Below are 14,825 nucleotides of genomic sequence, written 5' to 3'. Positions count from 1 at the left end.
CGGCATGTGGGCTGCCGCCGAAGGAGCCCGACACGCACAATAACCATGCGCGCCGAGAGTGTGACGCCGGGTGTTGGCCTCTGTCACGGTGCGCATGATGCGGGCGGGGACACCTCGGTCCCTCGGATGAGGTCGACGCGCAGTCGCCGGTCAGCACGCGGCCGCGCGGTCGATGTGCCCATGGTGGAAGCTCGTCGGGCGGGTGAGCCTCGCGGCCATCGGCGCGCCGGTCGCTGAGAACGGCAACGGAAACGTGTCGCCGGTCAAGCATCAGCTGAGGACGATCGGACAAGCGTCCTGAGACCCCACACCGACAGCCGCTCCCTGAGGGTCGCGTACGAGCTCCGCCGCCCAGCAACTGGTCTCAGCAGGCGACCGACACCAGCCGACGGTGGCGTTTGGCCTTCCAGCGGTGAGATATACGCCCGCCCACGGCCGCGGGTGGCCCGCGGATGTCTCGCGGTCGAGGCGGGGCGGGTTGAGATGGCCAGCCCGCCCCGCCGTCGCCGGCGTTGGACGGTCGGGCACCGGAGCAGCTGCTCGACAGGTCCCGACCGCGCCGCGCAGCCTACGTGAAGCGTGGCCGGTTCCGCACCGGTCCACGTGCGATCCTCGCGACCTCAGTTCGGGTCGGGACTGCGCCTGGGGCCGGGCTTCTCCGGGTTCCTCACAGAGTTGCGTGGAACGGAGAGGGCGCCCTCGGTGAGCAGGTGGGCCACGTCGACGAGCCGCACGTTGGTCTCCTGCGAGGCGCGCACGAGCATCCGGAAGGCTTCCTCGGCGTCGATCATGAAGCGTTCCATCAGGATGCCCTTGGCCTGGCCGATCAGGTCACGGGAGTCGACGGCGCGCCGCAGGTGTGCGGCCCGATCGGCGCCGTTGACCACCAGGGCGGCCTGTACCGCGGACAGCCCGGCGAGCGTGCGTGCGGTGTCGTCGAAGACCCCTGGCTCGCGGGCATACAGCGTCATCCCGACCCGGTGGCGCCCGCGCAGCGACAGCTCGGTGGATAGCAGCGACCGGTAGCCGTGCTCGACGGCCTGCGCAGCGTACCGCGGCCAGCGGGTCGCATCCGGAGCCCGGGTCAGATCCTGGGCATCGATGACCCCGTCGGGTGGTGGGGTCTCGAGGGCGGTGAAGCACGGGCCTTCGTGCAGCCGGGTCTGGAGCTCGTTGAGCAGCCGGACGTCGTCATGGGTGACCGCCGGTGAGTCGATCACCCCGTGCTCGGTGATGGAGATACCGCCGACGTCGGCGCCCGGGACGGTGGCGACCGCGGCCGCCAGGATCTGGCCCATCCCCCCATCCGGGCGGTGTTCCACGGCGCGGTCGGAGATCAGGTTCTGGGCAGCGGCCCGCAGCGCCGAGACCAGGCTGTCGTAGGGGGCGGACGGCATTCGGGCGGACTCCTGTCAGTGGTCGATCGTCGGTCCGCGAGACCCCCTCTCCGCGACCAGGGCACGGGGTTGCGCGCCCGACGCTAGCCACCGGCCCCGCCCTCCCGCCACTCCCGGCCGCCGGCGGTTCGGCACCGGAGGATTCGAGGCCCGGCACGGCCCTCCCCGACCAGCTTCGGGCCAGAGCGCGAGAGCCGCGGCCCGGCCAGATCCGGTGGCGGTGGTCGCGGACAGCGTGGTGACCCTGGCGCGGGGTGGCCGCGCCGGGACACGAAGGCCGCACCGGCCGGCGACGCCAGCCGAGCCGACCCTCGAGACCCGACTGTCCGTCACCACCTCGCCACGGCCAGCGCTGCCGTGATCTCGGCCAACCAAACAGGACGGATCGAGTTCCGGCGGCCGCTTTGCAAATGGCGGTAGGGAGCACCCACCGCCGGAAGTGGGGCCGACACCCGGAGCCTTGGGGGTGACCCGATGGCTTTCACGACATCAGTGCCGAACAGTTGTGGTCCTCGACGAGTTTCGGCGAATGGAACCCCCGTCAGAGGTGGTCACTCCCGGAGCAACGCGGGCCCGCACGATTTCACTCAGCACCGAGAAAGGTACTCACCAGATGAATCAGTTTCTCGCCGGCCCCGCCGAGATGCCGACGGGTCACCCGCCGCCGCGGCGGGGATTCAGCACCCGCAGCAAGATCGTGTCCGGTGTCGCCGCGCTGGTGCTGGCCGCGGCCGGCGGGGCCACCCTGTTGCCTGCCTGGTCCGGTGGCGATGAGTACCAGGCCGTCTCCTACGCCGGAGACAACCCGTTCATGACCCCGGTCGGCACCGACCAGCCGGAGATCACCCCGGTGCCGGGTGCGGGCGGTCCCCAGTCCGGTGGCCTGGCCGGCCTGTACGCGCAGGACCCGGCCCGGCCCGCCTGCGACGCCGCAGCGTTGATCGAGAACTTGCAGGCCGACCCGGCCAAGGCCGCCGCGTGGGCACAGGTCCTCGGAGTGGCCCCGGCGGGCATCCCCGCCTTCGTGGACAGCCTCACCCCGGTCGTGCTGCGGGCGAACACCGCGGTCATCGACCACGGCTACCGCGACGGCACGTTCATCGCCCGCCCGGCGGTCCTCGCAGCGGGAACCGCGGTGTTCATCAACAGCTACGGCGAGCCCACGGTGAAGTGCTACAACGGCAACCCGCTGACCCAGGGCACCAGCCGCGATCCCGCGGTCACCGTCATCACCCCCGCCAGCAGGCAGATCGTCACCAACACCTTCGTCAACCTGACCACCGGCGGCACGACGATCACGGTGCCCGGCAAGCCGGACCCCAAGCCCATCCCCGGCCCCAACCCGAACCCCGGGCCCAAGCCCGGCCCGAACCCCGGGCCCACCAAGGTGGACCCGGCGCTGGTGAAGGCGGCCGTGCTGGCCCGGATCGACGCCGACGCCGCCAAGGAGCGGGCCGCTGACGCGGCCACCGCGGCCCGGATCGCCGACACCGGGCTGCGGGAGGCCAAGCAGCGTCTCGACAACCTCACGGCCGAACGGGATCGGCTCATCGCGATCGCGAACGATCCGACCAGGCCCTTCTTCGAGCGCCTGGCCGCCCAGGCCCAGCTCAACGACGCGAGCCCCACCGGGCTGAGCAGCCGCATCGTCGCCGCGATCAAGGACGCCGGTGCGGCCGCGCAGAACAAGGACAAGGCCGACGCCGACAAGACCAAGGCCGACGCCGAAGCCGCCGAGCTCGACCGGCTGGCCCGGGAGAAGGAGAAGAAGGCAGGACTGCCCTCGCCCCCACCGCCGCAGCCACGTGGTGCCCAGCAGCTCGACGCACCGCAGCCCGAGGAGCAGCCCGGCGGCGACCAGCAACTGGCCGTACAGCCCGACGGCGCACCGCAGCCCGACGAGCTACCCGCCGGCGAGCAGCCCGAGGCGGAACTGCAGCCCGGTGACGAGCAGCCCGACGGCGCCCAGCCCGCCGGCGAGCAGCCGCTCGACGGCGAACAGCAGCCCGACGTCCAGCAGCAGCCGGACCAGCAGCCCGGTGCCGAGCTGCAGCCCGACGGCCAGCAGCAGCCCGGCGGTGAGCAGCAGCCCGGTGGTGAGCAGCCCGACCAGCAGCCCGGTGCCGAGCAGCAGCCCGACGGCGCCCAGGCGGGCCTGGAACAGCCAGCCGGCGGCAACGGACAATGACCAAGGAGGGCGTAATGACACCGACGAACCCGGACAGCACGCCGTAAGAAGGCCTCACACGACTTGCGTCGGGAGCTACGAGCAGCAGGCGGGCCCCTCGACCATCCCCGTTTCCCACCGGGGATGGTCGAGGGGCCCTTCTCTACGTTGCCTGGTTGCAGTCAGCGAGTGCGGTGCCCCTCCCGTGTGCGCAGTATCGTTCCGCCGCCCATCCGGGGGGCGCCGAGCAGCGCGAGCCCGGCCAACAGCACCACGGCCCCGGCGAGGATGTTGGTCAGCATCGCGCCGATGCCACCCGCGGCGCCGCTGACCGCCCACAGCGCGACGATTGTCCAGACCCCGAGCACCGGACAGACCCAGGCCAGCCGGTGGGTACTGCCATAGGCTGCGCCGAACCCGAAGCCGAGCACCGCGATCGCCAACCCGATGATCAGGTTGTGGGTCTGCAGGGGGCCGGTGAACCCGACGATCCACCCGGACAGCGCCAGGTAGAGCCCGGCCAGCAGGATCACGCCCTCGATGACCTGCCCGGTGACCGTCTCGGCCGCGCGCTCGTAGCGCATCCGGACCTCTTGCAGCTCATGGCCCCGCGCGACCTCGGCGAAGTCGGGGTGTTCGGCCATCGGGGGGTTCTGAGGGGTGGACATGTTGCTCACCTCCGTGGGAGGACCGCTGTCGGTCGAGCCATTGTCGACCTGTTCATGTCGGCGGGACAGAGGCTAATTCCTGAGGATGGTTGACCGGTCTGGCGGTTGCTGGCCGGGCTGCCGCTGGGCCGAGTGCGACGACCGCGGCTGCCGCGGCTCGGCCCCGGCGGATCACGACGACGGTTCCCTCGCGCCGCCCCTGACCGAACGCCGTCGAGAGCCACAACGACGTGGACCTCCGGCACCGTGGCCGTTCCCGACCACATGCCCTTGGGGGATCGAGCCACGGTGCCACCCCACAAACGGGCACGCACCGCGGGCGGGTGTCGGGTTTACTCTCACGCCCGGAAGGGGCTGCCCCCTGTGCGCCGGAAGCCGCAACGGCCGTCCTTCCAATAATCATCGTTCGGTCGCCTTGAGAAATGAGTGGTCATGATCATGCCGCGGCTTCGTTCCATCCTCGTCGCCACCGCCATGACGGTGGCCGCTTTGACCGTGAGCGCATCAGTGGCCAGCGCCGAGGAGGAAATTCCGGAGTAGGCGATCAAAAGCGAGTGCAAGGCCGCTGGCGGCAGCTACTCCACGGACGTCATCGGCGGGCGCGTCATTCCCAGTGCGTGTACAAAGACGAGGGCGGGGACGGGTACGTCGATTTCTACAAGAACGGCGTCTACACCGGAACTCACTGATACCCCGTCCATGCCACGCGACCGTCGCTGCGGCGCGGCGTCACGCCGCCACCCCAGTTCCTGAGCGCGGCCCGGGGCGCCCCGCCCGGTGGACGCGGCGGCGGTTCGACTTGGAGGCGGGACCGTGGGGCTCGGGCCGGATGGCGGCGGAGGCCCGCGCTGGATGGCCATGGAGACCGAACGCGCAGACAGTTCGTCGAGCGCGTCCGTACGGGGCGACCGGTCGGGGCGCACCATCGGCCCGGGTCGGTCGCGGCGCGCTGGTGCGGTCGGCGGCTGGGAGTAACTGAAACGGGGCCTGCCGCGAGGACACCACCGTGATGATGCACCAGCGACCACCGTCGCCGCCGGCGCTGATCGACCGGCTGGGCTGGGGAATCGAGGCGGGACTGGTAGCGCTGGTCATCCTGGTCCTTCTGGGTCTGGGATGGCTGCCGGGCTGATCCAGGGTGCGCGCCCACCCCTCCTCGACCGCAGTGATGTGGATCACCTAGCATTCCGGATAGGTAGTCGCCCCAGACCCCGGCGACCCACTGCTCGATCAGTGTGTTCCGGGAGGCGATGACGCGATGGCACACAGCCACGCGGACTTCAGGCCGGGGGCGGCGAGCTTCATCGGCTCGTTCTTCGACGCCCCCGACCAGGCGGTGATCGTGCTGCGCGGTGACCTCGACGCCGCCGCGGTCGGACGGGTGCGCCTGCACATCGGCGACGTCCTGGCGGCCGGGATCGAGGACATCACCGTCGATGGCCGCGACGTCGACAGCTACCACCCGAGCCTGCTCGATGTGCTCGGGCGCACCCAGCGCCACCTGGGCCGGACCCGACACCTGCTGCGGATCCGGGGGCTACGCCCCACCCCGCTCGCCCCGCCTGTGTCCGACGCGGAGGCCACGCCGGCCGGCATCCCGGACCCGGTCGTCGTACCGCCGGCCCGGGCCGGGTCGGCGGAGCCGGTGCCCTGATCGTGGTCTCGGGCAGGCACCGCATCCGCTGGCACGGGCGGAGGTGGCGATGATCTGGTTGCGCGCGGCCCGGCAGGGCCCGCTGGGGTTGCGGTCCGGGCGGGCGGGGTGCCCGCCGGCGCGGTCGACGACGCGGTGTGCGTGCGCTGCGGGGACGACCCGCTGCGGGGCGGGGAGCCCGCCACGGCCGACGAGCCGGCCCGCGCGCCGGTGCAGGGGAGGCTGTCGACACCCGGGGGGCGGCTGTCCGGTCCGGTGTGCCCGGGCTGTATCGACGACATCGGGAGGAGATGAGCCCCGGAGGGCGCCGGCTGTGCGGGATCGGGCCCGAGCGGCGCGCCCGGGGAGACCGACCCGGGGCCCGCGGCGAGAGCCTGCCACGACGCGTGCCCCGGTCTCGGTAGACCGCGACCGGTGGTGGTCACCGAGGCGTGCCCGAGCAGCCTTGTTCCCGACCTCCACCGGGGAGCCCGCGCGCAGCAGCACGGTGGCGTAGGCGCGAGCTGCACCAGGGCGGGTCGACGTCGATCCCGGTCCGTCGCCACAGCCGCGACCAGGTCATAGACCGGCCGACATCAGCGTGTCGACCATCGTGGGGACCAGCCGAGCAGGCCGGACTCGCCTGGGACGGGTGTTCGTGCTGGAACCGGTGAGAACCGGCCCGAGCACTGCAGAAGCGGTGGCCACGCTCGTGCAGCATGCGGCCGTCTCCGGTATGTCCGCCCGTCCAGAGTTCGTATCTAGGCCAATCGGGCGTTCTGTGTGTAGTCCAGGCGCTCTTTGGGGTGCTAGGTCTGGGCTGATGAGAGCATGCTGGGCTGGTGGTGACGCTGCGGGACGATGCCGTGACCGGCGGTGAGGGCGACGCCGGGCTCGCTCGCGCCGCCCGGCCGGGGTGGCGCGCGGGCTGGGCGGACGGCCAGGGTCGTTTCCTGGCCGCGATCGTGGTCGTCACGGCGGTGTTGGCCTGGGTGGCGGCCGCGGTGTCGGGGCTGGTGTCCGGCGTGCGGCTGCAGGCGGTGCTGGTGGTGTCCGGGGCGGTGCTGACCGCGGTGTCGGTGGGGCTGCCGTTGTGGCAACGCCGCCGGGCCAACGCCGCCCGCGCCGACGCGACGGTGGCCGCGCGAGCGGCCCGCGCGGCGCTGCGCGTGGCGTTGTCCGACACCCTGGACCCGTTGGTGCACCTGCTGGGCCGGCTGACGGTGGCGCGCGGCGCGGCCAAGACCCAGCTGCGTGGCGAGGCGATCTCGCTGGTGGTGACCACACTGGCCGGGTTGGGCGGCGAGCACCGGGCCCGAGTGTGCTTCTTCGCGCTCGATCACGATCCACCCCGGCTGCGCCCGGAACGGTTCGCCGGACGCGCGGGAGCCCCGACCGCGGAATTCAGCGAGGAGACCACCGCCGGTGCGGCGGCACTGGGCATCGCGCACGGCGGGGCCTGGCTGTACTTCCCAGATACCGCGGTTCAGCCGCCGCCGTGCTGGTGGGACGACGAGCGGGCCTACCGCAGCGTGCTGATCGGCCCGGTCGCCACCCCGGACACGGTGGTCGGGCTGATCAGCATGGACGCCCCCGGCCCCGGCGAGCTCGACGGAATCGACGTGGCACTGGTCCGGGTGCTGGCCACGCTGTTGGCCACCGCACTGATCATGTGACCCACCCGCGGTACCGCCGGCCACAACCCGTACCCATTCAGCGGTCGGACGGGCTGCCCACCCGGGTGGGACGTGGGAAACTGTCGACCATGGTGCGGGCACGAGCGGACGGTTCTAGCATGATCCGGTTCAGATTCCCCGATGCCCAAGACCAGATCGATGCGATCTTGACCGACCCGGGCGGCTACTTCGCCCGCGCCCGGGCGAACGCGTGGCGCCAGGCCGGTGAAGAGGTCGCCGCCGACCTGGCCGAGCTCGCCCGCCGCAACCACGCCACCCCAGCACACCGGGCCGAGTGAGCCCGTCCAGCTCGAACCACGATGCTCCGTTCCGCGGATCCGGCAGGGCCGTGGTGGGACGAAGCCACCCGGGCCCGGCTCGGCCTGGACGGGATCCCACCCGACCGGCCGTGCTGGTCTCGGCCCCGCCGAGCGGCGTCCCGCCGTCCGCACTCAGCGGGAGGTGGCTACCGCCGTGCTCGGCGTCCGACACCGACGGTCCCACGGTGCGTGGTCTCCGGAGCTGAGCCGACTATTCGATCGGCGCACATCGTCGGGCGCGATGTCGACTGCGCGGCCACAGCAAGTTGTCGACGATGCCCGGATTCGCCGGCCGCGCGGCGAACGACGCGGGCCCCGGGCCAGCGCGAACCGCGGCTACGGCAGTTCTGGTCAGGGGATGGCGGGGTCGACGAGCTGGAACATCTCGCGGGCCGTGTCGAGGTCCTTCTGCCAGAACCAGAGCCGGAATGGCGGCTCGATCTTGTGGTAGCCGAAGCGGCCCAGGATCTCGCGGGTGCGCAGGTCGACGCAGACCCGCCGGAACGCAGCGTCGATCCGCTCGCCGGGCGGGACCGGGGGTTGGTCTGGTTTGTCGGCTTCGCCAAGCTTGATGCCGGCTCGGTACTCGTAGCCGAGCAGCAGGTCCTCGCCGAACTCGTGCCAGGCCCCGAGCTTGTTCTCCCACGCGGTCTCGGCGGCGGTCACGGCTCGGCGCAGGTCGGAGTCCCGGGGCAGGGACGGGTAGATCAGGAACAGCGCGGCCCACCCGGTCTCGACCAGCTGCAGGTTGAACGTGCGCCGCCGCGGGTCGTTCGGTGGCGGGAGCGGCTTGTTCAGCCATGGGGTCACGTACGCCAGCAGGCGCCCGTTCTCCTCGATCACCTCGCCGGTGACCAGGATCCCGACCTTGCCGACCCCGCTGACCGGGTCGATCACCAAGCGCTCGGCGCGCATCCTGGCGAACTCCGCCGCGGCGCGGGCACCGGCGCTCAGGTGCCGCTCGGCGGCGGTCGGGGTGAGCCGGGCGATCTGGTAGTCGCGCAGCTGCGGGCCGATCGCGTCGTAGTCGCCGGCCTCGAGGCGTTCCCGGGCCCGGTTCAAGGTGGCCTGCGCGGTCGGCGCGGCACCCCCGAAGTGGGATTCCGGAGTGTCGATCGAGACCATGCGCACGGACTGGTCGATGTTGACCGTGTCGCCGTCGACCCCGCGCAGCAGCGGCGCGTCGTAGACCCGGCGAGTCTCAGGCTGGAAACCGAGCGCGATGTCGGCCATGGGGCACCGTCTTTCCGAGTCCGAGCGGTCGGGTGATGGCGTGCTACTCCCGGGGCCAGGGTAGGGATGCGCGATCGCTGCTCGCGTCGCCACAACTGCGGATCAACGACCACTTCGGCGGCCGCGTGCGACGATCTCCCGAGAACGGACCGCCAACGATCTCTCGGGACCCGACATGCTGCTCGGATGATGGCGCTAACTGAGTCTCCCCGGTCCTGCTAGATCAATTTCCCCAGGTGAGCACGGGTTCCGGCGTGGCGTCGGGACCGGGGACGGGTCTGCCGCTGGGCTGCTGGTGAGTGATCACCCCAGATGCCGGGCGATCGCCGAGATCGTCCAGCCCAAATCATGCCGCCGCGCAGCGGTGGTGCACGGCCAGGGCGGCACCGAACCGCTTGACCTCGAGCGTCACCGACCGACCGTCGAGGTGTTCAGGTGGAGTCGGGGGCGAACCGCAGGCGGTGGGCCAGGACGTCGGCGGCGGCCTCGGCCACGGAGCGGTTCGCGGCCCAGGCATGGGCACGCAGCCGGGCCAGGGCCTCGTCGACGCCCCCGTCGATCTGGGCGGCGATCATGCCACTGGCCTGGAAAATCTGGGCCTGTCCGGCACCGAACGGATCGGTGGGCTGGCCGGTGGGGATCCCGGCGCGCAGGTCGAGCAGCGTCCCCAGCCCGGCGGCGGCGAACCACAGCCCGTCCCGCAGCTGCCCGGCGGTCAGTGGGCCGCGACGATGCCGGCACAGCAGCAGGGTGCCGCAGCAGACCGCGCCGGCCAGCAGCGGGAACGCGAACACCGCCCGCACCCCGTGCTCGACGGCGGCGTCGGCGAACCCGGGCCAGCGGGCCCGTTCGGTCGGGCGGGTCAGGTCGGGCCCGTGCACGGGACGGTGGGAGTCGTCGGCCTCCCAGCACGGGCCGGTGCCGGTGGTCAGCTGCAGTTCTGCGATCCCGGTGGCCGGGCCGGTGGCGGCCAGGTGCACGAACTCGCCGCGGTCGCCGCGTGCGGTCAGCGCGACCCCGTCGACTCCCAGCGTGTCGACGCAGGCCTGCACCAACCGATCGGCGGTCACACCCCAGCCACCCTTTGTCGCGTCAAGGACTCGTCAGGAGGCTAAGGATAGGGTAACGACAGCGCGCATATGTGGCAGTCGCCGCTCAGTTTCGTGGGTCGGGCTGCACCGGTGGAGTGGGCCGGCCGGTCCCGCTGCTCCGGCGACGCCGGCGGGACTGCAGCAGTCCCGTCAGCGGCTGCCGGGCTCGGGCCGGTACAGGTCCTCGCGGCCGGTGACGACGGCAGCGGCAAGGTCGGTGAGGCGACGGTTGTGATCGCGGGCATACTGTCGCAGCAGCCGAAACGCCTGGTCAGGGGTCAGGCCGAACCGCTCGGCCAGCATCCCGTTGGCCTGCTCGATGACCACCCGGCTACTCACCGCGGTGTGCAGCTGGCCGATCAGCGTGGCCTGGTCGGCGCGTTCGCGATGGTGTAGCAGCCCGATGGTGGCCACGTCGGTCAGGGCTTGGGCGATTCGCACCGAGTCCGGGTGCAGCGGGCCGGGGCTGTGGGCGAACAGGTTCATCGCCCCGATGACCTGGTCGTGGTAGCGCATCGGCAGCGCGTGGACCGCGGCGAACCCGGCCTGCCGACAGGCCGGGCTGAACCGCGGCCAGCGCTCGCCGTCCGCGGCAAGATCGGTAGTGACCACCGCGACGCCGGCGCGGTGACAGTCCAGGCACGGGCCCTGTCCGATCTCGGTCTGCAGCACTTCGAGCTGCCAGACCTGTGTGCTGCTGGCGGCCATCACCTGCAGCCGGTCCTGCGGATCGGCCAGCAACAATCCGGCCGCGTCGACGCCGAGCACGCGCACACAGTGGTCACACAGCCGGATCAGGAACTCCACGAGATCGAACCCGGCCACCAGGGTGTCGGCGCACTCGACGAACAACTCGGCCAGCTCACCGGTCCGATCCGGCGGCCATACCTGCTGTGGGTCCATGCGTCCTTCCGTGCTCGGTACTCGAGGGGGTTGGGCCGGACGGCGGCCGACCCCGGGGACCGTATGGCGACACACCGTAGGGCGGCGCGACGCCCCGGGTCACCGCCTACTGCCCAGTACAGGATGGGTGTGACGCAGACCCGACCCGGGCTGGGGCCGAATGGCGGTCGACCGGCCCGCATCTGTCGCTGTGGGGTCTCAGGTGAGACTTGTCCGATCGTTCTCAGCTGATGCTTGACCGGCGACCGTGGTGCGCACTCCGGCGCCGGTGATGTGGAGTCGGGTGATCGGCGCGCGGCGGCGTCGTGGCCGGACGGCGAGCTCTTCGCCGTCGTGCAGGATGCGGAGGTGGGTCCTCGATGACCACGGTGACGAGCTTCCCGGCGTGGCGGGGCCCAAGCTTGATCCGCTGGCCGGCGACCATGATCCGGCCGCTGGCGTGGACTCTGCACATGGCCTGGAGCGAGCCGGCGGGCAGTGGAGGCGGAGGCAGGGCGGTCGAGGCTGGGCCGGCTCCCTGCAGCGCGGCGAGCCGGGCGGTGAAATGGGGCAGGCCAGGTCCCAGCGAGCGCGTTGTCGATCGAGCGCGTTGTCGATGACGGCGTGCATGAGGTGGCCGTCCAGCCGCAGCGTGACCCGGCGCCCGGCGTAAGCGAACCCGATCAGATGGGTGGCCCCGGCGAGGGAATCCGGCCGTCCTTGGTCACCGTTCTGTCGACCTCGACAGCAGCGCCCGGCTCGAGCGGCGCCGGGGGCCCGTTGCGTCGACGCCGCAGGGCGCCGCGAGCGGGTGGAGGACCGGCTGGGCGGGCAGCACGCATGCCCAATCGCGCAGGTCTTCGGGGCGCAGCCGTGAGGCGACGGCGCGCAGGACCTCGCAGTTGATGAGTAGGTGGATGCTGCGCTGGTCGGCCCAGATGTTGATGGTTCGTTCAGCCCTGCTCCCGACACGCGTGCGCTTCCACATCAGCCTCCCAGGACAACACCCGGGCCTCCCGCCAGTCCGCCGGTGATCACTCACCAGCAGCCCAGCGGCAGACCCGTCCCCGGTCCCAACGCCACGCCGGAACCCGTGCTCACCTGGGGAAGTTGATCTAGCAGGACTGGGGAGATTCAGCTAGCGCCATACGGGAGGCCACCAGGGTGCGATCACAAGTACGAGCGCGACCGGCGCTCGACGTGCCCGCGGTAACAGCACCGGTGACGGACGCGACGAATCGGCGAAGGCCCAGCGAAACGAGTGCCGCGTCCGGCCCGGAACGTGGCGGCCAGTGTCGCCGAGGCCAGGACAGGAGCGCGCGCCAGCATGAGCGTCATGGAACTGTTCACGTGGTCCCTGGTCGCCTTGGCCCTGCTCATCGCAGTCATGGGACTGCGCCTCGTTGTTACGGGCAACGCCCCGCCGGTCAAACGGTGGTGGATGCCGCGCGCCCACGAGGTCGCCGATGTCCGGGCGCTTGGCTGGGGATACGTGGCACAGGGCATCTTGTTGGCGATCGTGATCGGTGGCCAAGGTGTGGCGGATCGGATCCACGTCGCATTCGCCGTGATCCTCGGAGCAGTTGCCGTCGTGGCACTCGGCGCGATGGTGTTCTTCATGCGGCGTGCAGGCCGTCGCCACTGATCGGCACCGGTCACGCGAGCTCGTCGGCCCACCTCACCGATTCCTGACAACGGCGTGAACGGGCCCCGGCGCTCGGTGCCTAACAGAACCAGGCAAGATCACCGGCCAGCCGTCGAACACCACGCCAACGGACTTGACCAGCGCGGGATGCCTCGTCGGCCAGCAGGCTGCTCGATGTGCCGGAGCCTCGTCCAGCCTGACGCTAGATCCACCGACCACAGGTGTCCGCCGGGCGCCGGGACGCGAGGGGAGCCAGCGGCATATGGGCTGAACCGACCGGCTCCTGGGACCGCATACGTCCCCCAACTTTGATTCAGCAAACATGATGAGGCAGCGGTCAACATGACTGTGACACCATGTCGAATAGGTGGCGGCACCCGGCGTGTCCGAGCCGGCCGTGTGCGCACCTTTCCGCACGGCATGGTGCGCACACGAATCGAGCCACGTCATGGCCACTGCAGCCAATCCGTTCTTCGGGAGATTCAGCTGGCGGTGGGCCGGGCCACCCGGCCAGGACACTGTCTTTGATGCCGAGAACCGACACGAGATCCGCGCGATCTGGCGAGAGGTCTGTGCCGGCTACCGGCTGACCCGGCGCGTGGTCCCGGATGATGGACCACGCGCCTTCCCACACATCGGGCAGATCGAGCTCGGGCCACCGACGCGATTCACCGTCCGGCTCCGGCCGGGGCAGCTCGCCGACGACATCGCCGACCTCATACCACGACTCGCCGCGGCTTACGAGGTCGACGATGTCCGCGTGAGCCAGCCCGGCCGCGGATGGGCGTTGGTGGAGCTCATCGAACACCGGTCGCCCACGCTGACCATCATCGACGGCGCCCCACCGCCGGATCCGGGCGCACCATGGGGGCAGGCCGGCTGACCCGCTCCCAGCCCGCGATGGCCGGGCCGGACAGTCCGCGACAGGCCGGTACCACCGTGCGGAACAGCCACCGTGTGAGTTGTGCAGGCCCAGGCCTTTCATGCACGCCACATGTGTCGGGTTGGCCCGGTGTGCCGGCCCCACCCCCGGTCAAACGCCAGCTCCTCCCGAGGCCACCGCAGAACACGCCGTCGCGGACCGGCCCGGTACCCCGTCGTACCATGGCTCCCCGCGACGCCGGCCTCGTCGCTGAACAGCCCGGTAGAGCGGCGAGGCGGCCTGGGGTCCGGGCCGCTACAGACCGCCGCGCCTGCGGCGGCGGTGAGGTGGTGCTCGCCGTGGACCCGGGACAGGCACGGTTCACCGTTTCTGAGCACCGGTATCGCTGGGGACCTCGCCGGCCTCGGCGATGGCCCAGGCGAGGTCGCGGACTTTGCGGTTGAGCCGTTGGGAGGCGTGGACCAGGAACTCAAACGCTTGGTCCCGGTTGAGCTGGCGGCTGTGCATCAGAATGCCGATGGCGATGCCGATCTCGCGGCTGCTGTGCAGGGCGGCCTCGAGGTGGTCGGCGTGCTCGCGTTCGCGGGCGGCGAGCATCGCGATCGCGGCGTGCGCGGCCAGGACGGTCCCGATCGCGCGCGTGGGCGTCGAACGCGTGCGGCTGGTCGGCGTAGAGATCCAGTGCGCCGGTGGTGTCCTCGGAGGTGAACAGCCTAAACGACAGCATGCTGGCCACCGGCAGTTCGTCGGCGACCCGGCGGGCGAACCGCGGCCAACGTTGATCATTCCGGAGATCGTCGACGGTGTAGACGGCGCGGTTCTGGATCGCGCTCAGGCACGGGCCCTCGCCGAGCTCATGCTGGAGCACATGGATCCGGTGGGCGACCTCGCCGGTGGCGGCCACGGTGGTGACCGAGCCCATCACGGCGGAGCAAGCTGATGCCGGCGTCGCCACAGCCCGGGACCATCTCCACCGCCCGCCGGGTCACCACCTGCTGGGTCTGCGCCGGGCCGGCCGCGGCCTCCATCTCCCGGGCAACGCGGGCAAACGCGTCCGCGAGGTACTCGGGCTCCGAGAACCGACCACAGGTGTCCACCGGGCGCCGGGACACGAGACGAGCCAGCCGGCACATGGGCTGAACCGACCGGCTCTAAGGCCCCACCCGTGCGCACCCGGGCCGGACCCTAAACATGCAGGTAGCACGCACCACGCCCCGCGAAACCAGCCAC

Annotated in this window: 13 protein-coding genes and 1 pseudogene; 7 read left to right on the top strand and 7 right to left on the bottom strand. The window is 71.4% G+C overall.

From position 1 onward, the window contains the following. Positions 1–620: 620 nt before the first annotated feature. Positions 621–1,397, bottom strand: a complete 777-nt coding sequence (locus H7X46_RS07745) for a GAF and ANTAR domain-containing protein (protein ID WP_186358754.1) — start codon at positions 1,395–1,397, stop codon at positions 621–623. Positions 1,398–2,010: 613 nt separating this feature from the next. On the opposite strand from H7X46_RS07745, the gene H7X46_RS07740 reads away from it, so the two are divergent. Next, positions 2,011–3,585, top strand: a complete 1,575-nt coding sequence (locus H7X46_RS07740) for a DUF6777 domain-containing protein (protein WP_186358753.1) — start codon at positions 2,011–2,013, stop codon at positions 3,583–3,585. A 161-nt stretch (positions 3,586–3,746) separates the two neighbouring features. Here H7X46_RS07740 and H7X46_RS07735 read toward each other — a convergent pair whose 3' ends face one another. Beyond that, complete coding sequence (locus tag H7X46_RS07735; RefSeq protein ID WP_186358752.1) at positions 3,747–4,232, bottom strand: SPW repeat protein; 486 nt, start codon at positions 4,230–4,232, stop codon at positions 3,747–3,749. A 1,006-nt stretch (positions 4,233–5,238) separates the two neighbouring features. On the opposite strand from H7X46_RS07735, the gene H7X46_RS29450 reads away from it, so the two are divergent. From H7X46_RS29450 to H7X46_RS07720, 4 genes are all read left to right on the top strand, one after another. Further along, entirely contained in the window at positions 5,239–5,364 is a 126-nt protein-coding gene (locus tag H7X46_RS29450; RefSeq protein WP_255426093.1) for a hypothetical protein, read from the top strand. A gap of 126 nt (positions 5,365–5,490) precedes the next feature. Next, complete coding sequence (locus tag H7X46_RS07730; protein ID WP_186358751.1) at positions 5,491–5,886, top strand: STAS domain-containing protein; 396 nt, start codon at positions 5,491–5,493, stop codon at positions 5,884–5,886. An 821-nt stretch (positions 5,887–6,707) separates the two neighbouring features. Then, a complete protein-coding gene (locus H7X46_RS07725) occupies positions 6,708–7,541 on the top strand; it encodes a GAF domain-containing protein (RefSeq protein ID WP_186358750.1) in 834 nt (277 codons plus the stop codon). Between the two features lie 119 nt (positions 7,542–7,660). After that, entirely contained in the window at positions 7,661–7,840 is a 180-nt protein-coding gene (locus H7X46_RS07720; protein WP_186358749.1) for a hypothetical protein, read from the top strand. 372 nt (positions 7,841–8,212) lie between these two features. On the opposite strand, the gene H7X46_RS07715 is transcribed toward H7X46_RS07720, so the two are convergent. The 3 genes from H7X46_RS07715 to H7X46_RS07705 form a co-directional block, all read right to left on the bottom strand. Continuing rightward, positions 8,213–9,094, bottom strand: coding sequence for a thermonuclease family protein (locus tag H7X46_RS07715; RefSeq protein ID WP_186358748.1), 882 nt, complete (start codon positions 9,092–9,094; stop codon positions 8,213–8,215). A 431-nt stretch (positions 9,095–9,525) separates the two neighbouring features. Further along, the gene (locus H7X46_RS07710) at positions 9,526–10,164 is read right to left on the bottom strand and encodes a GAF and ANTAR domain-containing protein (protein WP_186358747.1); all 639 of its coding nucleotides are present in this window, start codon (positions 10,162–10,164) and stop codon (positions 9,526–9,528) included. Positions 10,165–10,335: 171 nt separating this feature from the next. After that, positions 10,336–10,992, bottom strand: a complete 657-nt coding sequence (locus H7X46_RS07705) for a GAF and ANTAR domain-containing protein (RefSeq protein WP_370588652.1) — start codon at positions 10,990–10,992, stop codon at positions 10,336–10,338. Positions 10,993–12,394: 1,402 nt separating this feature from the next. Here H7X46_RS07705 and H7X46_RS07700 point away from each other — a divergent pair. Both H7X46_RS07700 and H7X46_RS07695 read left to right on the top strand, forming a co-directional pair. After that, positions 12,395–12,712 carry a hypothetical protein gene (locus H7X46_RS07700; protein ID WP_222131227.1) on the top strand — a complete coding sequence of 106 codons (318 nt, stop codon included), beginning with the start codon at positions 12,395–12,397 and terminating at the stop codon, positions 12,710–12,712. A 448-nt stretch (positions 12,713–13,160) separates the two neighbouring features. Beyond that, positions 13,161–13,595: a hypothetical protein gene (locus H7X46_RS07695; RefSeq protein ID WP_186358744.1), complete on the top strand. Its 435-nt coding sequence runs from the start codon at positions 13,161–13,163 to the stop codon at positions 13,593–13,595. Between the two features lie 360 nt (positions 13,596–13,955). On the opposite strand, the gene H7X46_RS07690 is transcribed toward H7X46_RS07695, so the two are convergent. Next, entirely contained in the window at positions 13,956–14,192 is a 237-nt protein-coding gene (locus H7X46_RS07690) for an ANTAR domain-containing protein (protein ID WP_186358743.1), read from the bottom strand. Between the two features lie 97 nt (positions 14,193–14,289). After that, a pseudogene (locus H7X46_RS30555) lies at positions 14,290–14,517 on the bottom strand (antitermination regulator); the annotation flags it as partial. Positions 14,518–14,825: the final 308 nt, after the last annotated feature.

The sequence above is a fragment of the Pseudonocardia sp. C8 genome (genome assembly GCF_014267175.1).
In the GTDB taxonomy this organism is placed as follows: Bacteria; Actinomycetota; Actinomycetes; order Mycobacteriales; family Pseudonocardiaceae; genus Pseudonocardia.
This window is presented reverse-complemented; position numbering and strand designations above follow the sequence as displayed.